Raw genomic sequence first — 22,064 nt, forward strand, 5'->3', positions numbered from 1 at the left:
GTGCCGGGGTCTCAGCTCTCCGGCTTCCGGAAGACCTCGCGCATATGGTCGCCGGTGAGGAAGTCGCCGACGCCGATCATCACGAGGCTGAAGACGATCTGCTCGGTGATCATCCATACCGGGTAGAGGCCGGGGATCGCCGCCATGACGAGGGTGATGACGGGGAAGATCTGGGTGAAGAGCCGCAGGCGCTGATAGCCCCAGTAGAAGCCCTTCGTCGCGCGCCAGAAGAAGTAGAACAGGGTCGCGGTCATGCAGAGGACGACGACCGTGCGCATCCACACGGCGAAGGGCACGGGCTCGCCCGCTCGAGCGATGACGAAGGCGTAGACCACGGCACCGAATCCGAGCGCGAGTTCGAACACGAGCAGCCAGGCGATCCACGTGAAGGCCCGCTTCGTCTTCGGCAGCTCGAGGCCGGCGGACGGCACGAGGATGCCGGCCTTGCCGCCTCCCGCGAGACGGTCGATCCTTGAGAACAGCTTCTCCATTGCCATGACTTCAGGCTAGCCCCGGATGCGAGGGCAGACATCAATCGAAAGTCGGGTTCGGACTTCAATCCTGTGGGTCAGGAACTCAGACGTCGATCCTGATGAGGTGGAACTATGAAGAAGATATTCAACGCGGCATTCGCATATATGATCATCGGCGTCCTCGCCGGACTGTTCTACCGGGAGTTCACCAAGGCCAACGACTTCCCGGAGGGGGAGTTCACCCAGCTCGCGGTCGTCCACACGCACCTGCTCACCCTCGGCTTCATCGTCCTCCTCGTCGTCCTGGCGCTGGACAAGGTGTTCGGACTGTCCGGGACCGGACTCTTCTCGTGGTTCTTCATCACCTACAACATCGGCGTCGTCCTCACCGCGGGCATGATGGTCTGGCACGGCTCGCTCACCGTCCTCGGCCAGGAGTCGAATGCCATGATCGCCGGCATCGCGGGTCTCGGCCACATCGCTCTGAGCATCAGTCTCGTCCTGTTCTTCCTCGCCCTGCGCCGGAAGGTCGTGACCGGCCGAGCACATGGCGATGAATCGGCGAGAATGGTGTCATGAGCAGTGTGAGGATCCTCGCCGTCGAGCACGAACACGGAACCGGCCCGGAGCGCTTCGGCACCTGGCTGGCCGAGGCCGGCGCCGAGGTGGAGGTCGTCAGGCCCTATCGGGGCGAGGACCTGGCCGAGAGCTTCGCCGGACTCGAGGGTGACGGAGTGTTCGATGCCCTCATCGTCCTCGGCGGCTCAGCCGGCCCCCTCGACGACATCGACAACCCGTGGTTCCCCGAGGTCAGGGACCTGCTCAGACGTTCAGCGGACGGAGAATTCCCGAGCCTCAACATCTGCCTCGGCGGGGAGCTGCTCGCTGCGGCCGCCGGTGCCGCGATCTCACGCCGGACGCGCCCGCAGATCGGGGTCTACGGGCTGCGGGCCACCTCGGCGGGGGAGCGCGATCCGGTCTTCTCCGCACTCGCGGGCGCAGAGATCCCGGCGGTGCTCTTCCACCAGGAGGAGATGGCGCTTCCGACCGATGCCGCGCTCCTGGTCACGGGTTCGGACGCCCCGGTCCAAGCGTTCCGCCTCGGCGAATTCGCTTGGGGCACTCAGTTCCACCCCGAGACCGACGCCGCTCAGATCGAGCGGTGGCTGGCCTCCGATCCGCTGCGGCTGCCGGAGGGAAAGACCGAGGACTCGATCCGGGCGGAGGTCGCCGCGGCGGATGCAGAGCTGGTGGAGACCAACCGGCGGCTCGCGCACAGCTTCGTGGACTTCCTGCGGACGCGGCGCGGAACCGGGCGCAGCGCTTCCTGATGGAACACAGCGCTTCCTGATGGAACACAGCATTTCCTGACAACGCGATGGCCCGCCTTCTCCCAGCGGTTCGTGCTGGGAGAAGGCGGGCCATATCGGTGCCTGCGCGACGCGGGCGTCGCCGGGCGATCAGGCCTCCTTGAGCTTCTGATCCGTGTTCGTGTAGTTGATCGAATCGGCCGTGGTGCCGACCAATCCCATCGTGACCCTCAGCAGTCCCGGCTCGACGTCGTCCATGGGCGGCGGCGTCTCCGGACCGAGGGTCAGCGACTTCCCGTCCTTCGTCGTCGCCGTGATCGAACCGATGTAGACCGTGACATCGCCCTTGAGCGTCATCGTGTCGGCCTTGGTCACCAGTCCGTGGTCCTCCTCGGGCGGACGCACGGTGAGCGAGAACCCGGTGATCTTGATCTCCTCGGCCTGGATCTTCAGCGTGACGATCGAACCGCCGTCCGCAGTGGGTACGGAGACGAAAGAGATTCCGCTGAGGCCCTTGAACGACAGCGAGTCGGAGCCCATGGCCGCCGGATTCTCCGTGAAGATCGGCGCGTTCTCATCACGCTGAGCGTCCTTCGGGAACTTGCCGTTGGGCTTCTCGGTCGGTTCGTCGCTCGGCTCTTCGGTCCCCAGTCCTCCGGGTTCGGTCGGCTCCGGCGATTCCGGCTCCGTCGGTTCCTCCGAAGGCTCCTCGGACGGCTCATCCGTGGGCCCGGGCGAAGGAGGCTCCGTCGGCTTCGTGGGAACGTCGGGTGAGACCGTCGCCGCGGGTCCGGGGGTGCTGAGAGCCTCGGGCTCGTCGGCCTCGCCGCATCCGGCCGTCGTCGAGCACAGCGGAGACGAATGAGCGGCCGTCGTCGTGGCTGCGCCGAGAGTCGAGGGAACGATGAGGACAGCTGCCGCCAGGAGGGACGCCGTGCGGCGGCTGGGCGCCCTCATGCAGTCTCCTCGTCGCCTGTCGAGTCTCCCCTCCGCTCGGCAGGCGGTGCCTGAGCGTCCGAAGCACCGGTCTTCGGTCCCCGCGGCCCCATCCACGCGACCACGAGGATCGCCCCGATGGTCGACAGCAGCATCCCGAGGACGAACCCGCCGAGGTTGACCCCGATGAGCGAATAGACCGCAAGAACGAGGGCGATGATCCCATAGAAGATATGGTGCGTGGGGCGGAAGATCACGGAGAGGCCGAGTACCGCGAGCGCGATCGGAACGACCGTCGCCTGCAGCCCCTCGATGCCGAACTGGATCTGCATGTTCCCGGTGTCGAGCTGTCCGGAGAAGAAGAGTTCGATTCCTCCGAGCACGACCAGCACTCCGCCGATGAAGGGGCGCTGCCGACGCCAGTGCCGGAAGGCGCGGCGCTTCCCGGGCTCGACGCTGCCGGTCGGTTCGGCGTCGGATTCGGTCATCTCAGCGTCGGTTCCTGTCGGCTCAGCATCGGCTCCTGTCATCTCAGCGTCCGATTCGCGGTGCTTCTTCTGCTCGCTGGCCCGACGGCTTCGCCGCGACAGCGCGAGCAGGCTCGTCTGCTCCACCGTGGCCCCCTGTTCGGCGGTTCCCGCTTCGCCCGTCGCTTGCGCGTTGGCTGCTGCGTCCTTCATCAGAAGCACGACTCGGATCCGTCAGTGAGCTTCAGCGACATGTCCTTGAGGGTGAAGACCGAAGCCGTGGTCGTCCACGAGTCCTGTTCCAGGTCCTTGATCGAAATCGTGTCGGAGTCCTGAGCGAAGTCGCCCTTGGAGCCCTTGGCCTTGGTGTTGACGTCGGAGGCGTCGACGCCGATTCGGATGTTCTTGAACTCCGCGTCGCCCTTGAGCCCCGTCATGCCGATCTGCAGGTCCTTGGCGGAGGCGGGAGTGCCCTTGCCGCCCGCCTTGATGAGAACGCCGACCTTGCCCAAGGGGGTGTCTGTGACGGCCGACTGGCAGAGGTTCTCGAGTGTGGCGTCCTTGATGTTGGCGGTGACGACGGAGTGCTTGCCGCCCTCGGCGTCCTTGGCGATGCCGCTGTACTGGGAGAAGCCGGTCCCCTCGAGCTGCGAGGAGGTGATCTGGAACTGAGTGCCGGACACGGCGAACGAGACCGGCACCGCACCCTGAGCAACTCCGCCCATGAGCCCGGCGGAGACGATGCCGGTGGGAATGGCCACCAGGGCGATGCGCCCGGCATGGGACGAGGTGAGCTTGCGGATGCCGCTGAGCTTCGGGAACTTCATTGATCCTCCTGTGGTGCCGACTGCTGCGTCGACGTAACTGCTGTGACTTATGTTACTCACGGGTGTTACTGGACAGTACCTGCTTCGGCGTTTTCGCGTCAACAGTTTCGCACAACTGAAGCTGTAGTGTTCCGACCCTCCGCAAGTGCTGTGATCGCCTGCGAATGGGGCATAAGGCACCTTGTGACCAGGACCTTCACCGACTCCCACGGCGACTGAGCGGGAGCTGACAAGCCCCTGGGTAATTGTTAGGTTGATCACAGGTGCCGGTCCCGGACCAACCCTCCGGACGAATGGCTATCTTGCGCCTGCTGATATGAATCCCATAACCGAACATCTCGCCCAGACCACCGCCGAGGCGGGCCTCAGAGCCGCCGGCGTCGATGCGGCCATCGAGTCGTTCCTCGGGCCCGCGGCCCAGGCCTTCAGCAACATCGTCTTCTTCGAGCTCCAGATCGGCGAGCTCGGAATCCCTCTCATCGTCGTGTGGCTCATGGCCGCAGCGGTCTTCCTCACCTTCTATCTGCGCTTCCAGCCGCTCACCGGCCTGAAGTACTCGGTCGGAATCATCCGCGGGCGCTTCACCCGCAAGACCGACCCCGGCGAGGTCTCGAGCTTCCAGGCGCTCGCCACCGAGCTCTCGGGCACGGTCGGACTCGGCAACATCGCCGGCGTCGCCGTGGCGATCACGATCGGCGGCCCGGGCGCGGCCCTGTGGATCATCATCTTCGGCTTCTTCGCGATGACCGTGAAGATGGCCGAGGCGACGCTGGGCGTGAAGTATCGGCAGATCAACGCCGACGGCAGCGTCGCCGGCGGCCCGATGTACTACCTGCGCGACGGCCTCGCCGAGATCGGCCGCCCGAAGCTCGGCAGGTTCCTCGCGGTCTTCTACGCTCTGACCACCGTGCTCGGCGTCATCGGCGCCGGCAATCTGTTCCAGGCCAACCAGGCCGCCGCGATCCTCGTCAGTGCCACGGGCGGTGACTCGAGCTTCTTCGCCGACAAGCTCTGGCTCATCGGTGTGGTTATCGCGGCGCTGACCGCGCTGGTCATCCTCGGCGGGATCAAGAAGATCGGCCAGTGGACGTCGAAGCTGACTCCGATGATGGCGGTCCTCTACTTCCTCTCCGTCATCGTCATCCTCGTGATGAACGTCGATCAGATCCCGCACGCCTTCGCACTCATGTTCGCAGGCGCCTTCAGTCCCAGCGGCGTCGCCGGCGGAGCCGTGGGCGTGGCCATCGTCGGCATCCAGCGCGCCCTGTTCTCCAATGCCGCCGGCGTCGGCTCCGCAGGCATGGCGCATGCGGCTTCGAAGACGACGAAGCCCGCGACCGAGGGGTTCGTCGCGATGTGGGAGCCGCTCATCGACTCCGTCATCATCTGCACCCTCACCTCGCTGGCGATCATCACCACAGGCCTCTACGGCGAGAGCACCGAGGACGGCATCGGCCTGACCTCCGAGGCCTTCGCCACCGTCGCGGGCTGGTTCCCGATCCTGCTCACCATCGCCGTCGTCCTCTTCGCGTTCTCGACGATCCTCGCCTACGGCTACTACGGTCAGCAGGCCCTGGGGTATCTGACGGGGAATTCGAAGAAGGCGGACAAGGCGTATCAGATCTTCTGGATCGTCGCAGTGGTCATCGGCGCTTCGATGTCGCTGGACTCGGTCATCGCCTTCTCCGATGCGATCTTCTTCCTCATGGCCTTCCCGAATCTGCTCGGCATCTATTTCCTCTCCCGCATCCTCCGCCTCGAGATCCTGCGCCTGCGCAAGAGGATCGATGTCGGCGTGATGAAGGAGATCACCCCCGCCGAGCTCCAGGTCGGCATGGGCGACCACGAGCCGACCCTGGAGCAGATCAAGGCCGCCGAGGCGGGCCGGAAGCGCAAGCGCGACAAGCTCCGTGAGGTGCGGGATGCGCTGCGGAGGAAGAAGCTGGATCGCGAGAAGGTCGAGGACTGAGCGGCCCTCAGCCGCGCAGACGCTCGAACTCCGCGCGCAGGGCGTGTCGGACGGCGATGATGCTCGGTGTTCGGGCGCTGCCGGTGCGGATCGCTGTCGAGATCCGGCGGCTCGGGGAACCCGGCAGCGGGGTCCTCCGCGGTGCCGGGGCGCCTGTGCTGCCCCGCGCCGCACGCAAGGCCAGGTCCGGGACCAGCGCCGAGGCGAGTCCGAGTGAGACGAGGCGGACGAGGAGGAGGACATCGGAGGATTCGAACTCGACGGCGGGTTCGAAGCCGGCCCGCCGGCACTCCGCCAGCGACCACTGCCGGGCCGGAGCGCCGGGAGCCTCCATCGCCCAGACGTGGTCGGCGCACCGGCCGAGGTCGATGCCTGCGCTCGTTTCCTGCGAGGTGATCAGGCACAGCTCGTCGTCGCCGAGGTGCTCGACCTGGACGCCTTCGGTCCGGACGCCCGGGCGAGCGGGATAGTCCTCGAGGAGGACGAGGTCGAAGTCGCGTGCCAGCAGAGCGGGAACGCCGTCCTCGACCGGGATGTGGGAGGTCTCCACCCGCAGCTCGGGACAGTCGCGGGCCAGAGCCGCCAGGGCGCCGGGAACGATCGTATGCAGCGCCGTCTGGAAGGCCGCGATGCGCACCGTGCCCACGACCTTCCGCCCGGCCGCGGCGATCTCGGCCTCTGCGGCCTCGAGCTCGCCGAGCACCCTCTCGGTGTGGGCGACGAGGATCTTCGCCTGCTCGGTCAGCCGCACACCGCGGCCCACCCGCTCGAGCAGAGGTGCGCCGACCTCCGACTCGAGGGCTTTGAGCTGGTGGGAGACCGAGGACGGGTCATTGCCGAGTGCAGCCGCGGCCGCCGCGAGGCTGCCGCGCACACTGACCTCGCGCAGCAGGCGGAGCCGAGTGAGGCTGAGCATCGTACTCCGATCGTTCAGGCGAACCGACTCATGGTGGAAATTCATGAGTGATGATGACTCTCATACTATCGATCACATGTGTTTCTCGCCCTAGTCTCGATCCGAGGCCATACGGCCGGTGCCGCAGCGGCACGGAAGGATCAGTACGGAGGAGAGGAACTCATGGACGCGGAGACCACCGCCCCGACAGCAGAGCTGAGCATCGACGGAGACCGCCTGTGGGCCGATCTCATGGAGCTCGCGACGATCGGAGCCTATGACGACGAAGCCACGGGGCTCAGAGGCGTCGACCGGCAGTCCCTGACCGATGCGGACAGGGCGGGCCGGCAGCTGCTCATCTCGTGGATGGCCGAGCTCGCACTCGAGGTCACCATCGATGAGATGGGCAGCATCTTCGGCAGGCGGGAAGGCTCCGATCCCGGCCTCGCCCCGGTGCTCATCGGTTCGCACATCGACACGGTCGCCACCGCAGGAGCCTTCGACGGCTGCCTCGGCGTGCTCGGCGGCCTCGCCGTTCTGCGGGCCTTCGACGCGATCGGGCTGCGCACCCGCCGTCCGATCGTCGTGGCGGCCTGGACGGAGGAGGAAGGGGTGCGGTTCGGCACTGACATGCTCGGATCGGCCGTCGCCGCCGGACGGCTGAGCCTCGACCACGCCTACGGACTCACCGATGCCGAGGGGCGCAGTCTCGGCGACGAGCTCGCCCGCATCGGATTCAAGGGTGAGCGCCCCGTGCGCCTCGACCCGCCGCACGCCTATGTCGAATGCCATATCGAACAGGGACCCGTGCTGGCTCAGGAGGATCGGCCGATCGGCATCGTCACCGGCGTCCAGTCGATCTCCTGGCAGAAGGTCACTCTCCACGGCCGCGCCGCCCATGCCGGCACCACGCCCACCGAGCTGCGCGTCGACGCCGGTCTCGCCGCCACACAGATCGTCGTCGAGGCCCGTCGCATGGTCGGCTCCGGAGCCTACGGACGCCTGCGTGCGACCGTCGGACGCATCGAGACCTCCCCGGGCCTGCCGAGCGTCGTCCCGGACCGGGCCGAGATCACCGTCGACCTGCGCAATCCCGATGATGAGGACATGGCCCGCGCCGAAGCGGACCTCGCCGCCTTCATCGAGACCCTGCCCGAGACCCAGCCCGGACTGCGGATCGAGACCGCACGGATGGCCAGGACGAAGGCCGTGCCCTTCAGTGAGGCCGTGCAGGACACCCTCGAGACCGCGGCCAAGGAGCGCGGCCATGACTCGATGCGGATCATGTCCGGAGCCGGACACGATGCACAGGAGATCGCCGCGATCGCCCCGGCCGCCATGGTCTTCGTCCGCGGGCAGCATCAGGGGATCAGCCACAACCCCCGCGAGTACTCCACCCCCGAGGACTGCCGGGCAGGCATCGAGGTCCTCGCCTCGGCCGTGCGGGAGCTCAGCGCCTGAGCGCTGCTCAGCCGGCGAGGGCGGCCCAGTTCTCCCTCGTCAGCGCCACGGCCCGAGCCCGATCCGCGGAGCGGACGGCGGCGATGATGTCGACGTGCTGGTCGGGGGAGGCGGAGCCCCGGACCGAATCGAAGTGCAGATATTCGGTGCGCCGCAGCGTGGCGGTGACGACCTCGAGGTGATCGGGGATGAGCGGATTGCCGCTGCGGGCCAGGGCGGTCTCGTGGAAATCGTCATCGGCGGCGATGGCCGCCTCGGCGTCGCCGGACTCCAGGGCGCGCCGCAGGCGGGCATTCGCGGCTCCCATCTCGGCGGCGGCCTCCTCGTCGAGCCGGTCGAAGGCGAGATCCATCGCCAGCGCATGGAGTTCGGCGGCGATCTGGCGCGCGCTGCGGATGAGCTCGGGGTTCTCGGGAGCGACCCGGGTCATCTTCCCCGGCTGGGCGACGACGAGTCCGGCCTGGGACAGGCGCTGCAGCGCTTCGCGCACAGGAGTGCGCGAGACCTGCAGCCACGCCCCGAGCTCCTGGTCCCGCAGCTGCTCCCCGGGAGCCAGCTGACCGCGGACGATGGCATCGCGGATCGCCCGGTACACGTCATCGCGCAGCAGGGTGCGGTGCGGGACCGGGGCATCAGTCGGAATCGGCACACTCGGCCCCTCTCTTCTCGAATGGTCCCGAAGCCCGGGACGCGGCGTCGAACCCATTGTAGTCCTCACCGGTATGTAATATATTGCATATCGCAGGGAGTGATCCAGAGCATGATTTCGCTCCTGCCCCGGCACCCACATCGTTGAGAACCACCCACATCGTCAAGAGAACAGAGGACCCCATGGCCATCACGGACTTCGAGCGCTACCCACTCACCTTCGGACCCAGCCCCGTGCACGAACTCAAGCGACTGGGCGACCACCTCGGCGGGGCCCGGGTCTGGGCCAAGCGCGAGGACGTCAACTCCGGTCTCGCCTTCGGCGGAAACAAGACGCGCAAACTCGAGTACATCGTTCCGGACATCCTCGCCTCGGGGGCGGACACGCTCGTCTCGATCGGCGGCTACCAGTCCAACCACACCCGGCAGGTCGCGGCCGTGGCGGCTCACCTCGGGCTCAAGGCCCGCCTCGTGCAGGAGCGCTGGGTCGATTGGGAGGACCCGGGCAACGACAAGGTCGGCAACATCGAGCTCTCGCGCATCATGGGCGCCGATGTCCGCCTCGACTCGGCGGGATTCGACATCGGCATCCGCTCGAGCTGGGAGAACGCCTTGGCCGAGGTCGAGGAAGCCGGAGGCAAGCCGTACCCGATCCCGGCCGGAGCCTCGGAGCACAGGTTCGGCGGCCTCGGCTTCGCGAACTGGGCCTATGAGGTCGCCGACCAGGAGAAGGAGCTCGGCGTCTTCTTCGACACCATCGTCGTGTGCACGGTGACGGGTTCGACCCATGCGGGCATGATCGCCGGCTTCGCCGCACTCGAGGCGGCCGGGGGCCCCAAGCGCAAGGTCATCGGCATCGACGCCTCCGCGACGATCGACAAGACCCGCGACCAGGTCAAGCGGATCGCGAACACCACGGCCGAACTCATCGGACTCGGCCGCGAGATCACCGACGCCGACGTCGACATCCGCTCGGGCTGGGAGGGCCCGGCCTACGGCCTCCCGGATGAGTCGACGGTGAACGCCATCCGCACCACCGCACAGATCGAGGGCGTCATCCTCGACCCCGTCTACGAGGGCAAATCGATGGCCGGTCTGCTCGACCTCGTCGGCGACGGCACGATCGACAAGGACTCCACGGTCCTCTACGCCCACCTCGGCGGACAGCTCGCGCTCAACGCCTACTCCTCGATCTTCTGAGAGCAGGGACCGATGACGATCAACACCGAGCCCACCGAGGATGAGGAGCTCCATCAGTTCGAGACGTCGACCCAGGTCAGCCCGCCCGGACGGAACGATCGTCCGCTGCGGGCATCGGCCTCGGGGACGGACGAGGTCCTCGACGAGATCGCGCAGCGGGTGCTGTGGCTGGCGACGTCGATCATCGATCGGGCCAACCGCGGCCGGACGAACCCCGACGGGGTCAAGGTCGGCGGGCACCAGTCCTCGTCGGCGTCGATGACCGGCATCATGACCGCGCTGTGGTTCACGGCTCTGCGCTCGCACGATCGCGTCTCGGTCAAGCCGCACGCCTCGCCGGTGCTCCACGCGATCAACTACCTCCTCGGCGACCTCGAGGTCGGCCACCTCGATACGCTGCGCTCGCGCGGCGGGCTCCAGCCCTACCCGTCGCGGACGAAGGACCCGGACACCGTGGACTTCTCCACCGGATCCGTGGGCATCGGCGCGACCGCACCGATCTGGGCCGCGCTGTCCCACCGCTACGTCTCCGATCGCTTCCCCGAGACACCCGAGGCCGGGCGCTTCTACTCCCTGCTCGGGGATGCGGAGATGGACGAGGGGGCCGTGTGGGAGGCGATCATCGATCCCGAGGTGCGCACGCTCGGAGAGATCGTGTGGATCGTCGACCTCAACCGGCAGTCGCTCGACCGGGTCATCCCCGATGTGCAGATCAAGCGGCTCCAGGGCATGTTCGACGCCGCCGGGTGGCAGGTGCTCACCTGCCCGTGGGGCCGCCGACTCGAGGCCGTGTTCGCCGCCCCGGGCGGACAGGCGCTCGAGGACCGGCTCGTCTCGATGCCCAACCCCGAGTACCAGCGGCTGCTGCGCGCTCATCCGAGCGAGGTCCACGACCGCCTGCTCGCCGGCCTGTCCGAGGGAGAGGCCTCTGCCCTGCGGACCGTCATCGACGACTTCGACGCCGATGGTCTCGCCACCCTCATCCGCGACCTCGGCGGCCACGACCTCGGCCAGCTCATCTCGACCTTCGAGGCCATCGACGACTCGCGGCCGAGCGTCGTCTTCGCCTATACGATCAAGGGCAAGGGACTGGCCACCGAGGGGCATCCGGGCAACCATGCCGCGCAGCTGACCGAAGCGCAGATGCGCGACCTGGCGGCCGCCTCGGGGATGGAACTCGAGAACCCCTGGGTCGGCTTCGACCCCGACAGCGCCGCCGGGACGCTGTGCGCCGAGACCGCGCAGCGCCTGCGGCGCGAGGACTTCGAGACCCACGCCGTCGCCGAGGTGCCCGCCGAGCTCGGCTTCACCCCGAAGTCAGTGATCTCCACCCAGGCGGCGCTGGGCCGGTTCCTCTCCGACCTCAAACACGTCGCCCCCGAGGTGGCCCACCGGGTCGTCACCGTCTCCCCGGACGTCGCGACGTCGACCAACCTCGGCGGGTGGATCAACAAGACCGGGATCTGGTCTCCGGCCGGGCGCGAGGACTGGTTCTCCGACGATCGGGAGCGGGTGCTGCGCTGGCAGGAGGGCGCGGGCGGACAGCACATCGAACTCGGCATCGCCGAGGTCAACCTCGTCTCCCTGGCTGGGGAGCTCGGTACGACGGGGTCGCGCTGGGGACAGCCGCTGCTGCCGATCGCGACGATCTACGATCCGTTCATCAACCGCGCGCTCGAGCCCTGGACCTTCGGCCTCTATGCGGGCGGGCGCTCGATCATGGTCGGCACGCCCTCCGGAGTGACGCTGGCTCCCGAGGGAGGGGCGCACCAGTCCTTCAACACGCCCTCGGTGACCCTCGAGATCCCGGGACTGACGAGCTGGGAGCCGGCCTTCGCGCAGGACCTCGAATGGACCCTGCTCGAAGCGCTGCGCGAACTCGCCGATCCGGACGGCGATTCCGCATACTTCCGGCTGACGACGCGACCGGTGAGGCAGGAGCTCGCGGCGGTGCCCGAGGATGCGCTGCTGCGATCCCGGCGCCGGGAGCAGGTCATCGCCGGCGGCTACCGGCTCAGCGGGCATCCGGCCGCCGAAGACGAGGTCACGCTCGTCGGCGCGGGGGCGATCATGACCGAGGTCATCGAGGCCGCGGCGCGGCTCGAGGCCTTCGGGGTGCGCGCGGGGATCGTGTGCCTGAGCTCGCCGTCGAAGATCTTCCGGGCCGTCCAGGAGCGGTCGAAGGTGAGTGCGAGCAGCCGCTCGGCGATCGCCGAGGAGCTGCTGCCGGCCGCGCATCCGGCCCCGCTGGTGACCGTGCTCGACGGGCACCCGCACACCCTGGCGTTCCTCGCCGGGGTCCGTGGGGACCGCACCCGCAACCTCGGGGTCAGCGATTTCGGTCAGGCCTCCTCGGTGAGTGAGGCCTATGCGATTCACGGGATCGATGCGGCCTCGATCGTCGGCAATGCGCTCGACCTCGTGGGCCGCTGAGCATGCTCCCCCGGTGGTGCTGGGGGATTTCGGACGACAGACGCAGTATGTACCGGGTCCTCTCAGCATATTCATGGGGTACAGTCAGAAAACGTTCCGAACAATGATCTGAGTCACGTCGTGCGCCGGCGTTGGAAAGTGAAGTGACGACATGGATGCGGTCGCCGAGTTCTTCGATACGATCAGCGGATTCGTCTGGGGTCCGTTCCTGCTCATCCCCCTGCTGCTGGGCACGGGCCTCTATCTGACGATCCGCCTCGGCGGTCTGCAGTTCACCAAGCTGCTGCCGGCGCTGAACCTCGGCATCCTCAAACGCAAGGACGCCGGTTCCGAGGGTGACATCTCGCAGTTCCAGGCTCTGACGACGGCGTTGGCGGCGACGGTCGGCACCGGCAACATCGTCGGTGTGGCCACCGCGATCGGCATCGGCGGGCCCGGTGCGCTGTTCTGGATGTGGATGACCGGTCTGCTCGGCATGGTCACGAAGTACGCCGAGGGATTCCTCGCCGTGCGCTTCCGCGGCACCGACGACGCCGGTGAGAAGTCCGGCGGCCCGCAGTACTACCTCGAGCGGGGGATCAAGGGACCCTTCGGCAAGGTCCTGGGCCTGATGTTCGCGATCTTCGCGGTCCTCGCCTGCTTCGGCATCGGCAATATGACGCAGGGCAACTCGATCGCGGCGAATGTGGAGTCGAGCTGGTCGATCCCCGCCTGGGTCACCGGCGCGGTGCTCACGGTGCTCACCCTCATCGTGCTCGTCGGCGGCATCAAATCCATCGGTCGGGTCACGGCCGGCCTGGTGCCGATCATGATCGTCTTCTACGTCCTCGGCGCGATCTACATCCTCATCGCGAACATCGGCGCCCTGCCGGCGGCCTTCGCGCAGATCTTCACCGAAGCCTTCACCGGCACCTCGGCGGTGGGCGGGTTCGCGGGCTCGGCGATCATCGTCGTCGTCCAGATGGGCGTCGCCCGCGGCCTGTTCTCGAACGAATCGGGTCTCGGCTCGGCTCCGATCGCGGCGGCCGCCGCGAAGACCTCGCATCCGGTCCGCCAGGGGCTCGTGTCGATGACGCAGACCTTCATCGACACGATCATCGTCGTCAGCTTCACGGGTCTGACGATCATCGCCACCGGCACCTGGGACGAGATCGACCCGGAGACCGGAGAGCAGATCAGTGCGGCCCTGATGACCGGTGAGGCCTTCTCCCACGGCCTGCCGGGGCACTGGGGCCACTGGGTCGTGACCCTCGGCATCGTCCTCTTCGCCTTCTCCACCCTGCTCGGCTGGTCGTACTACGGCGACCGCAACGTCGAACGCCTCGTCGGCCGTCGCGGCGTGCTGCCGTTCCGGATCTTCTTCTCCCTCGTCGTGTTCGTCGGCTGCACCACCGAGCTCGAACCGATCTGGAACTTCTCGGACGTGATGAACGGCCTCATGGCCCTGCCGAACCTGCTCGGCATCCTCATCCTCTCGGGGCTGATCGCCCGGGAGACGAAGCACTATCTCAAGCACGATCCGCAGCTGCGGGCGGAAAAGGACACGATCGAGTCGTTCATGGTCGACCAGCCCGGCTGGGCAGAATGGAAGGCAGGCGACGAGATAGGCTCTTCGCGCCGCTTCGACTGAGCGCTCCGGCAGAGTCACCTGTGCGGATTCCGTCGGATGTGCTTCGGAATCCGCACAGCTTCGGTGTGGCCGGCGATCGCCGCTCCGTACTGATGATTCCCCCGGGTTCCGGCACTTGTTGCACACGTCACGTGTTGATAGCGTGTGATGCAGGCATACGCAATCCGTCGATTGAGGCGGTGATCAGGTGTGCAATTGCTTAACCGGCGCCAACAGGTGCCCGAGTCGAAGGAGTCTGGAATGAGCAACGTAGGCAGTGCTGCAGGCGGTTACCGCGTCGAGAACCCGGCCACGGGCGAAATCGTCGAGAAGTTCGACAACGCCACCGACGCGCAGATCGAGGAGGTCCTCGAGGCCGCTCACCAGGGCTTCCTGAGCTGGCGCGAGAAGACCATCGAAGAGCGCGCGGCCGTCGTCAACAAGGTCGCCTCCCTCTTCGGCGAGCACAAGGAAGAGCTCGCGAAGATCATCGCCGAGGAGATGGGCAAGCCCGTCGCCGAGGGCATCGAGGAAGCGGAATTCTGCGAGGAGATCTTCAACTACTACGCCGACAACGGACCGGAGTTCGCCGCCGACGAGCCCATCAAGTCGATGTCGGGCGGCAAGGCATTCATCCAGCGCCGTCCCGTCGGTGCGCTGCTGGGCATCATGCCGTGGAACTTCCCCTACTACCAGGTCGCACGCTTCGCCGCACCGAACCTCGTCCTCGGCAACACGATCATCCTCAAGCACGCCGAGATCTGCCCCCGCTCCTCGGCGAAGATCGCCGAACTCATGAAGGAAGCCGGAATTCCCGAGGGCGTGTACAACAACGTCTACGCCACGCATGAGCAGATCGAGACCATCATCGCCGATGACCGGATCGAGGGCGTCTCGCTCACCGGCTCCGAGCGTGCGGGCTCGGCCGTGGCCGCCACCGCCGGCAAGAACCTCAAGAAGGCCGTGCTCGAGCTCGGCGGCTCCGATCCCTACATCGTCCTCGACACGGAGAACATGGACGAGGCCGTCGACACCGCATGGGGCACCCGCCTGTACAACACCGGCCAGGTCTGCAATGCCAACAAGCGCATGATCGTCATGGACGACATCTACGACGACTTCGTGTCCGGACTGACCAAGCGCGCCCAGGAATGGGAGAAGGGCACCCCCGCCGAGGCGGGCGACGGCAAGTACTCGCCGCTGTCCTCTCGCGGGGCGGCCGAGAACCTGCGCAAGCAGCTCGACCGCGCGGTCGAGCAGGGTGCGACCCTCGTCGGCGGCGAACTGGCCTCCGACGGCTCGGCCTACGTCTCGCCGGCGGTGCTGACCGGAGTCACCTCGGAGATGGACGCCTACCGCGAGGAGCTCTTCGGTCCCGTCGCCACCGTGTACAAGGTGACCAGCGACGACGAAGCGCTCAAGCTCGCCAATGACACGCGCTTCGGCCTCGGCGGCGCCGTGTTCGCCAAGGATCAGGACCGGGCCGCGAAGCTCGCGCAGCGCCTCGACGTCGGTATGTCCAACGTCAACACCCCTGCGGGTGAGGGTGCGGAGATTCCGTTCGGCGGCACCAAGCGTTCGGGCTTCGGCCGCGAACTCGGCCCCTACGGCATGGACGAGTTCGTCAACAAGCGCATGTACTACGTGGCTGACTGATTCGGCCGCCTGGCTTTCGCTCGGCTTTCGCTTAGCTTTTGCCCGGCTTTCGCCGAGACAACTGTGGAGCGTCGAGGCAACGGTGTGCGCACCGTTGTTTCGGCGCTCCACCGTCGTTTGGACGCTCTTGACAGATGCCACTCCTTGGCAGACACAGACCCCGGGCGGTTGCCGCTCAATCGCCTTCTGACCTCGCATTATAGGAATACTCGATAGGCATATCAGCCTTTCGGGGCTTCTTCCCGGCGACGATCGAGCCAAGACTGAGAACTGCAGGAACTTCGAGTTCGATCTCGGGCTCCGGTGCGCTGGCCACGCCACCGGCCGGAGCCGCAACGTGAAGGAGCAGTTATGAGCCAGACGTCGTTTTCCGTCAACGATCGCGAGTACACACCGGGGCCCGACCCCGTGGTCGTGATCTGCATCGACGGCAGCGAACCGGCATATCACGAGTTGGCCATCGAGCACGGCAGGATGCCCTGGCTGAAGAAGATGCTCGAGACCACCGGACGGTCATGGGATGCCCACTGCGCGATCCCGACGCTGACGAATCCGAACAATATGTCGATCGCAACAGGCTGGCCCCCGGCCGTGCACGGGATCTGCGGCAACTACATCCTCGACCCTGCGACGGGCGAGGAGGTGCTGATGAACGACCCCAAGTACCTGCGTGCCCCGACAGTATTCGCCGCCGCCGTCGATGCCGGGCTCGATGTCGCCGTCGTCACCGCCAAGGACAAGCTGCGGGCCCTGCTGGCCAGTGGGGTCACCGAGCCCGGACTCGACCCTGCAGGATCCGGAGAGATGGTCAGCCCACGGCGGACGGGCATCTGCTTCTCCGCGCAGAAGGCCGACACCGCGACGAAGGAGGCCAATGGAATCGACGGCGTCCTCGATTACGTCGGCATGCCGCTGCCGGATGTCTATTCGGCCGAACTGAGCGAATTCGTCCTCGCCGCCGGTGTCCGGCTCCTTGCCGATCGCCGTCCGGACATCATGTACCTCACGCTGACCGACTACATCCAGCACAAGAACGCTCCTGGCACCGATGTCGCCGACGACTTCTATGCGATGCTCGACTCCTACGCCGCACAGCTGGACGAACTCGGTGCCGTCGTCGCCATCACCGCCGACCATGGCATGAGTCCCAAGCACAAGGACGACGGAACGCCACGGGTCGTCTACCTCGAGAGCGAAGTCGACTCCATTCTGGGAATCGGCGCGGGGGAGACCGGAAGCCGTGTCATCCTTCCCATCACGGATCCCTACACCGTCCATCACGGTGCGCTGGGCTCCTTCGCCAATGTCTATCTTCCCGAAGGAGCTGACCGGGAGAAGGTCATCGCGGGGCTGGCCGACAAGGAAGGGCTGACAGCGATCCTGCGTTCGGAGGATGCAGCCGAGCTCTACTCGATGCCACTGGACCGGATGGGGGACATCACGGTTCTGTCCGATAAGTTCTCGGCAATCGGCAGATACCCGGAATGGCACGATCTGAAGAACCTCGACGTGCCGCTGCGGTCCCACGGCGGCCTCGGGGAGCTCGACATTCCGTTCCTCATCAACCGCGCAGTCCCCACCCCCGAGGAGACGAAGAGCCGAGGTCCGAACGGTGAGGAGGCCGCACTGCACAACTACGACGCCTTCTGGATCGCGACCACACACGTGAGCGCACACGCGCCCGTGGCCAGCGCGGCCGCCACCGGAGCCTGATCGGACACACCCTCGAGCAATCTCCGCGCATCCCCATACGCACTCAGGAAACGACAGGCATCAGGAGATCGCAATGGCGCGAATGACCAATGATCCACAGAATCTGACCCAAGAGACCACCGACGTGCTACCGCCGGAATCGCCGGCCCCGGCAGGAGCGACCACGAACCGGCAGGTGCTGCTGAAATGGCAGATCCGCATATTCGCCCTCAGCTGGCTCGCCTATGCGGCCTACTACTTCCCTCGCAATGCGATCTCCGCTGCCAAGGTGGGCATCCTCGACGACGGAGTGATCAGCCGGGCGGGCCTCGGCTACCTCGATTCCGCCTATTTGACGGCCTATGCCGTCGGCCAGTTCATCTGGGGGGGGTGCCCCTATATTTATTCATAGGCCCTGAACGGGGTCTGGTCGCTGGTCCTGGTATGGCTGATTTGCCCTGTCATTGATGATCCGGGGGGTGTTGCCGCCAGGAATCCAGGACGCGCGTTGACTGCTGATAGGGGCTCGGCCCAACAGTGTTGAGGTCTCGTCGTAACGTGGGTGCCAGCATCGGGTGTCATGACATACCTGCGACCACAGAACTGATGGTCGAGGAGGACTGTCATGAACACCGAATACGACGTCTGGTTAGGACTCGACGTTGGCAAAACATCTCATCACGGATGCGGGCTGGGGTCCTCAGGCGAGCGAGTCTATGATCACGAACTCCCGCAGGATGAAGCTGCGCTTCGTCACGTAATCACGACTCTGCAAGACGATCACGGTCGAGTGCTCGTCATCGTTGATCAGCCCAACACGATTGGGGCGCTTCCTGTCGCGGTTGCCCGGGATTGTGGAGCCGATATCGCTTATCTGCCGGGGTTGGCGATGCGCAAAGCTGCTGACTTGTATCCGGGTCAGGCGAAGACCGATGCCAGGGATGCGTTCATCATTGCCGACACCGCGCGTACGATGCCGCATACTCTGAGGTCCGTGGATCGGGAGTCCGATGTCCTGGCTAATCTCAAGGTCCTGGCCGGCACGGATGAAGACCTCGCGCATGACATCACCAGGGCGATCAACCGGTTGAGGTCGTTGTTGCTCCAGACCCATCCCGCGCTGGAACGCGTCTTCAAGGGTACTGTCCTGACCAGGTCGATTGTGTTGGATTTACTGATCAGGTACCGCGGGCCGGCCGGTCTGCGTACTGCTGGTAAGTCGGGGGTGAAGCGGTGGGCGAAGAACCATACCCGCAAGGATCCATCGGCCTTGATTGATGCGATCTTCGACGCTCTGGCCGAACAAACGGTGACCGTGCCCGGGAGTGAGGCGTCGGAGTCGGTGGTGCCGCGTCATGCTGCCAGGATCAAGGCGTTGAAAGCTGAGCGTAAAGAGATCGAAGTAGAAGCTGAGGAGTTGGCGGATTCGCTCCCTCTTCTTCAGGTCTTAACGTCCATGCCGGGAGTCGGCGTTAAGACCGCATCCCAGATCCTCCTGGCAGCCGGTGATTTCTCTGCGTTCAAGACTGCTGGCCATTTGGCCGCGTATGCCGGTATTGCTCCGGTGACGCGGCGGTCGGGGACATCGATTCGGGGTGAGTTCCCGTCGCGGGCGGGCAACAAACGGTTAAAGAACGCCCTGTTCCACTCAGCGTGGGTGGCGTCGTGTCATGACCCATTATCGAAGGCGTATTACGACCGGAAACGGGCGGAGGGCAAGCGGCATAATGCTGCGGTGATGTGTCTGGCTCGTCGCCGGCTCAACGTCCTGTTCGCGATGGTCAAGACCGGGGCCTTCTACGAGGCGAAGACCCCAGCTGCTGCTTGACAATGAATGTAACGGGCCATGGCGGAGAGGTACGGCCAACGCGTGGTCGTCACCGGCGGCATGTTCTTCGCCGCCGTCGCCGCGCTGGTCATGGGCATCATCCCGGCGCTCTGGCTGTTCATGCCTCTGATGATCGTTCAGGGTCTCGCCCAATCGACAGGCTGGTCGTCGCTGTGCAAGAACATCGCCTCGTTCTTCACCGTCGGCAAACGCGGTCGCGCAATGGGCTTCTTCTCCACGAGCTACGCCTTCGGCGGCCTCATCGCGGTCCCCTTCATGGGATGGGTCGCCTATACGGTCTTCGAATCCTGGCGGTGGGCGTTCTTCTCCGGGGCCGCCGTGATGTTCGTCGCGCTCATTCTCTTCCTCATCTTCCAGAGGAACAGACCCGAAGAGGTGGGGCTTCCCGGAATCGACGAGGATCAGTGCCGCTTCGACGAGAAGTACCGTCATCGTCCCTCCGGCACAAGGGCACCGGTGCCGGTGGTCAAGGTTCCCGCGGAGAAATTCCGCTTCCGCGATCTGCTGGCGGCGGCACGGCATGATTCGATGGTGCTGCGTCTGGGCATCGTCTACTTCATGATCAAACCCGCTCGCTACGCCATCCTCCTCTGGGGGCCGGTCATGGTCGTCGATGCGATGCCCGGTGTCGACAAGATCACCGCGATCATGGTGCCTGTGACATTCGGCCTCGCCGGGGTCGTCGCCCCTATCGCCATCGGCTGGCTCTCGGACACGATCTTCAAAGCCAGGCGCGTCCCGCCGAGCGTGATCAGCCTCCTCAGCCTCGTAGTCGCTCTGGCCCTGTGGCAGCCGGCCACCTCCCTGGGATCGATCACGGTGATCGCAATCCTCCTCGGCGTGGTCGGGCTCACCGCCTATGCGGCCGACGCGATGATGTCCGGCATCGCCGCAGTCGACTTCGGTACGAGCAAGTACGCTGCCGGAGCCACCGGTTTCATCAACGGCTGCGGCTCGATCGGCGCGATCCTCGGGGGTCTTCTGCCCGGTCTCATCCCCGGCGCGGCAGTCTTCTACATCTTCGCCGGCACCGCACTCATCGCCGCAATCATCCTCATCCCGTCCTGGAACAAGCGTCCCGCAACCACTTGATTGAGAAAGGCCTCACAATGACAACACTGACTGATGACAGTCGACTCACTGTTCCCACCGACCTCTCGCTCCCGCCGCACGTGGGCAGGAACTGCATCGCAGGCGAATGGGTCGAGGCGCGAAGCGGTCGGACCTTCTCCGATGCCAATCCCGCCCATCCGGACCAGATCATCGCCGAGGTGGCCGATTCCGGAGCCGATGACGCGGCAGCGGCCATCGCGGCGGCAGGTCGGGCCGCTCCCGAGTGGGAGGCGCTCGGCAGCATCGAACGCGGAAAGATCCTCTTCCGTGCCGCCGAGGTGATGGAGCGCAGAACGGAGGAGCTCGCGAGAGTCATCACTGCCGAACAGGGCAAGAAGCTCACCGAGGCCCGGTCCGAGGTCGGCCGGGCGATCGAGATCCTGCGCTTCATCGCCGGAGAGGGGCGCAGACTCTCCGGATCGACGCTGCCCGCTGACGAGCCGCGTTCGATGGCACTGACCTGGCACCGCCCGCTCGGCGTCGTCGCATTGATCACCCCATGGAACTTCCCGCTGGCGATTCCCGTGTGGAAGGCGGCTCCGGCGCTGCTCTCGGGCTGCACCGCGGTGATCAAACCATCTCCATTGGCACCACTGAGCACGGCGATCATGGTCGACATCCTCAATGAGGCTGGGGTCGCGCCCGGGGCGATCAACCTCGTGCAGGGCGATCGGGAACCGGGCGAGGAGCTGAGCTCCAATCCCGAGGTCAGGGGCATCTCCTTCACGGGTTCGCTCCCTGTGGGCCGGAGCATCCAGCAGGCGGCGGCACCCCGATTGGCGAGGACTCAGCTCGAGCTCGGGGGAAAGAACGCCGTCATCGTCCTCGCGGATGCCGATCTCGATGCGGCAGCCGACGCGATCGTGCACGGTGCCTTCGGCCAAGCGGGGCAGCGGTGCAGCGCGACGAGCAGAGTCGTCGTCGAATCTGCCGTGAGAGAGGATCTCGTGAGCAGGATCGTCGATCGAGTGTCCGATATGGTGCTCGGTGATCCGTTCGACGCGCAGACCGATCTCGGTCCGGTCGTCGACTCGAGCCGCCTCGACGCGTGTATCAGGGGAGTCGAAGGGGCACTTGCCGTCGGGGCCAGGGTGCGCGTCGGCGGACATGCCGTTGCGGATTCGGCGAATCCCCACGGCGGTCACTATATGGAACCGACCGTGCTCAGCGAGGTGCCGGCGGATTCGGAGATCGCGACGGAAGAGGTCTTCGGGCCGGTTCTGTCTGTCATCGATGCCGAGGACTTCGATGATGCGATGGCGATTTCGAACTCGGTTCGCTACGGCATGTCGGGAACGATCTTCACCGAGAACCGCGCGCACATCTTCGATGCGCTCGAACGCTTCGAAGCGGGGATGCTGCACGTCAATCGCCCCGGGGTCGGCGCCTGGCCCCATCTGCCGCATATGGGTGCGAAGCTCTCGCAGTACGGTGCGCCGGAGTGTTCGGCCGACACCTGGGAGTTCTACACTGAGCTGAGATCGGCATGCATATCGTTCTGAGGACGGCGGCTCCCTCCAAGACGG

19 protein-coding genes are annotated in these 22,064 nt (G+C 66.0%); 13 read left to right on the forward strand and 6 right to left on the reverse strand.

All coding sequences use genetic code 11. The annotated features are described in order from the left end of the window. Nucleotides 1-11: 11 nt before the first annotated feature. Nucleotides 12-497, reverse strand: coding sequence for a hypothetical protein (locus IIE29_RS06950; protein WP_209324489.1), 486 nt, complete (start codon nt 495-497; stop codon nt 12-14). A 108-nt stretch (nt 498-605) separates the two neighbouring features. Between IIE29_RS06950 and IIE29_RS06955 the strand changes: the two genes are divergently transcribed. After that, nucleotides 606-1,052 (forward strand): DUF2871 domain-containing protein, encoded by a 447-nt coding sequence (locus IIE29_RS06955; protein ID WP_209324490.1) that lies wholly within the window; start codon nt 606-608, stop codon nt 1,050-1,052. Continuing rightward, nucleotides 1,049-1,804, forward strand: a complete 756-nt coding sequence (locus IIE29_RS06960; RefSeq protein ID WP_209324491.1) for a type 1 glutamine amidotransferase — start codon at nt 1,049-1,051, stop codon at nt 1,802-1,804. Before IIE29_RS06955 ends, IIE29_RS06960 begins: the two co-directional genes overlap by 4 nt. A gap of 129 nt (nt 1,805-1,933) precedes the next feature. Here IIE29_RS06960 and IIE29_RS06965 read toward each other — a convergent pair whose 3' ends face one another. The 3 genes from IIE29_RS06965 to IIE29_RS06975 are packed head-to-tail and all read right to left on the reverse strand — an operon-like array spanning nt 1,934 to nt 4,013. Next, nucleotides 1,934-2,740 (reverse strand): hypothetical protein, encoded by an 807-nt coding sequence (locus IIE29_RS06965; RefSeq protein WP_209324492.1) that lies wholly within the window; start codon nt 2,738-2,740, stop codon nt 1,934-1,936. Further along, the gene (locus IIE29_RS06970) at nt 2,737-3,399 is read right to left on the reverse strand and encodes a DUF6114 domain-containing protein (RefSeq protein ID WP_209324493.1); all 663 of its coding nucleotides are present in this window, start codon (nt 3,397-3,399) and stop codon (nt 2,737-2,739) included. The genes IIE29_RS06965 and IIE29_RS06970 overlap by 4 nt, the downstream gene beginning before the upstream one ends. Continuing rightward, on the reverse strand, nt 3,399-4,013 hold the full coding sequence (locus IIE29_RS06975) for a DUF6230 family protein (protein ID WP_209324494.1): 615 nt from the start codon (nt 4,011-4,013) through the stop codon (nt 3,399-3,401). The genes IIE29_RS06970 and IIE29_RS06975 overlap by 1 nt, the downstream gene beginning before the upstream one ends. Nucleotides 4,014-4,329: 316 nt before the next feature. Here IIE29_RS06975 and IIE29_RS06980 point away from each other — a divergent pair, with 316 nt between their 5' ends. Next, entirely contained in the window at nt 4,330-5,982 is a 1,653-nt protein-coding gene (locus IIE29_RS06980; RefSeq protein ID WP_209324495.1) for an alanine/glycine:cation symporter family protein, read from the forward strand. 7 nt (nt 5,983-5,989) lie between these two features. On the opposite strand, the gene IIE29_RS06985 is transcribed toward IIE29_RS06980, so the two are convergent. Further along, the gene (locus tag IIE29_RS06985; protein ID WP_209324496.1) at nt 5,990-6,898 is read right to left on the reverse strand and encodes a LysR family transcriptional regulator; all 909 of its coding nucleotides are present in this window, start codon (nt 6,896-6,898) and stop codon (nt 5,990-5,992) included. Nucleotides 6,899-7,060: 162 nt separating this feature from the next. Between IIE29_RS06985 and IIE29_RS06990 the strand changes: the two genes are divergently transcribed. After that, entirely contained in the window at nt 7,061-8,338 is a 1,278-nt protein-coding gene (locus tag IIE29_RS06990; RefSeq protein WP_209324497.1) for a M20 family metallo-hydrolase, read from the forward strand. Between the two features lie 7 nt (nt 8,339-8,345). Here the strand turns inward: IIE29_RS06990 and IIE29_RS06995 are convergent, their stop codons facing one another. Then, entirely contained in the window at nt 8,346-8,987 is a 642-nt protein-coding gene (locus IIE29_RS06995; RefSeq protein WP_209324498.1) for a GntR family transcriptional regulator, read from the reverse strand. A gap of 182 nt (nt 8,988-9,169) precedes the next feature. Here IIE29_RS06995 and IIE29_RS07000 point away from each other — a divergent pair, with 182 nt between their 5' ends. The 9 genes from IIE29_RS07000 to IIE29_RS07040 all read left to right on the forward strand — a co-directional run bounded on the left by IIE29_RS07000 (nt 9,170) and on the right by IIE29_RS07040 (nt 22,040). Next, nucleotides 9,170-10,186 carry a 1-aminocyclopropane-1-carboxylate deaminase gene (locus IIE29_RS07000; protein ID WP_209324499.1) on the forward strand — a complete coding sequence of 339 codons (1,017 nt, stop codon included), beginning with the start codon at nt 9,170-9,172 and terminating at the stop codon, nt 10,184-10,186. 12 nt (nt 10,187-10,198) lie between these two features. Then, complete coding sequence (locus IIE29_RS07005; RefSeq protein ID WP_209324500.1) at nt 10,199-12,619, forward strand: transketolase-like TK C-terminal-containing protein; 2,421 nt, start codon at nt 10,199-10,201, stop codon at nt 12,617-12,619. A gap of 151 nt (nt 12,620-12,770) precedes the next feature. Next, nucleotides 12,771-14,249, forward strand: coding sequence for an alanine/glycine:cation symporter family protein (locus IIE29_RS07010; protein WP_209324501.1), 1,479 nt, complete (start codon nt 12,771-12,773; stop codon nt 14,247-14,249). A gap of 240 nt (nt 14,250-14,489) precedes the next feature. Continuing rightward, complete coding sequence (locus IIE29_RS07015; protein WP_209324502.1) at nt 14,490-15,884, forward strand: NAD-dependent succinate-semialdehyde dehydrogenase; 1,395 nt, start codon at nt 14,490-14,492, stop codon at nt 15,882-15,884. 351 nt (nt 15,885-16,235) lie between these two features. Then, nucleotides 16,236-17,597, forward strand: coding sequence for a phosphonoacetate hydrolase (phnA, locus tag IIE29_RS07020; RefSeq protein ID WP_209324503.1), 1,362 nt, complete (start codon nt 16,236-16,238; stop codon nt 17,595-17,597). 73 nt (nt 17,598-17,670) lie between these two features. Next, nucleotides 17,671-17,988 (forward strand): hypothetical protein, encoded by a 318-nt coding sequence (locus tag IIE29_RS07025; protein WP_209324504.1) that lies wholly within the window; start codon nt 17,671-17,673, stop codon nt 17,986-17,988. 213 nt (nt 17,989-18,201) lie between these two features. Then, nucleotides 18,202-19,404 carry an IS110 family RNA-guided transposase gene (locus IIE29_RS07030; RefSeq protein WP_209324505.1) on the forward strand — a complete coding sequence of 401 codons (1,203 nt, stop codon included), beginning with the start codon at nt 18,202-18,204 and terminating at the stop codon, nt 19,402-19,404. A gap of 18 nt (nt 19,405-19,422) precedes the next feature. After that, on the forward strand, nt 19,423-20,517 hold the full coding sequence (locus IIE29_RS07035) for an MFS transporter (RefSeq protein WP_209324506.1): 1,095 nt from the start codon (nt 19,423-19,425) through the stop codon (nt 20,515-20,517). Nucleotides 20,518-20,534: 17 nt separating this feature from the next. Continuing rightward, nucleotides 20,535-22,040, forward strand: a complete 1,506-nt coding sequence (locus IIE29_RS07040; protein ID WP_209324507.1) for an aldehyde dehydrogenase family protein — start codon at nt 20,535-20,537, stop codon at nt 22,038-22,040. The last annotated feature ends 24 nt before the right edge of the window (nt 22,041-22,064 follow it).

Source organism: Brevibacterium renqingii (genome assembly GCF_017808095.1).
Classification (GTDB): domain Bacteria; phylum Actinomycetota; class Actinomycetes; order Actinomycetales; family Brevibacteriaceae; genus Brevibacterium; species Brevibacterium renqingii.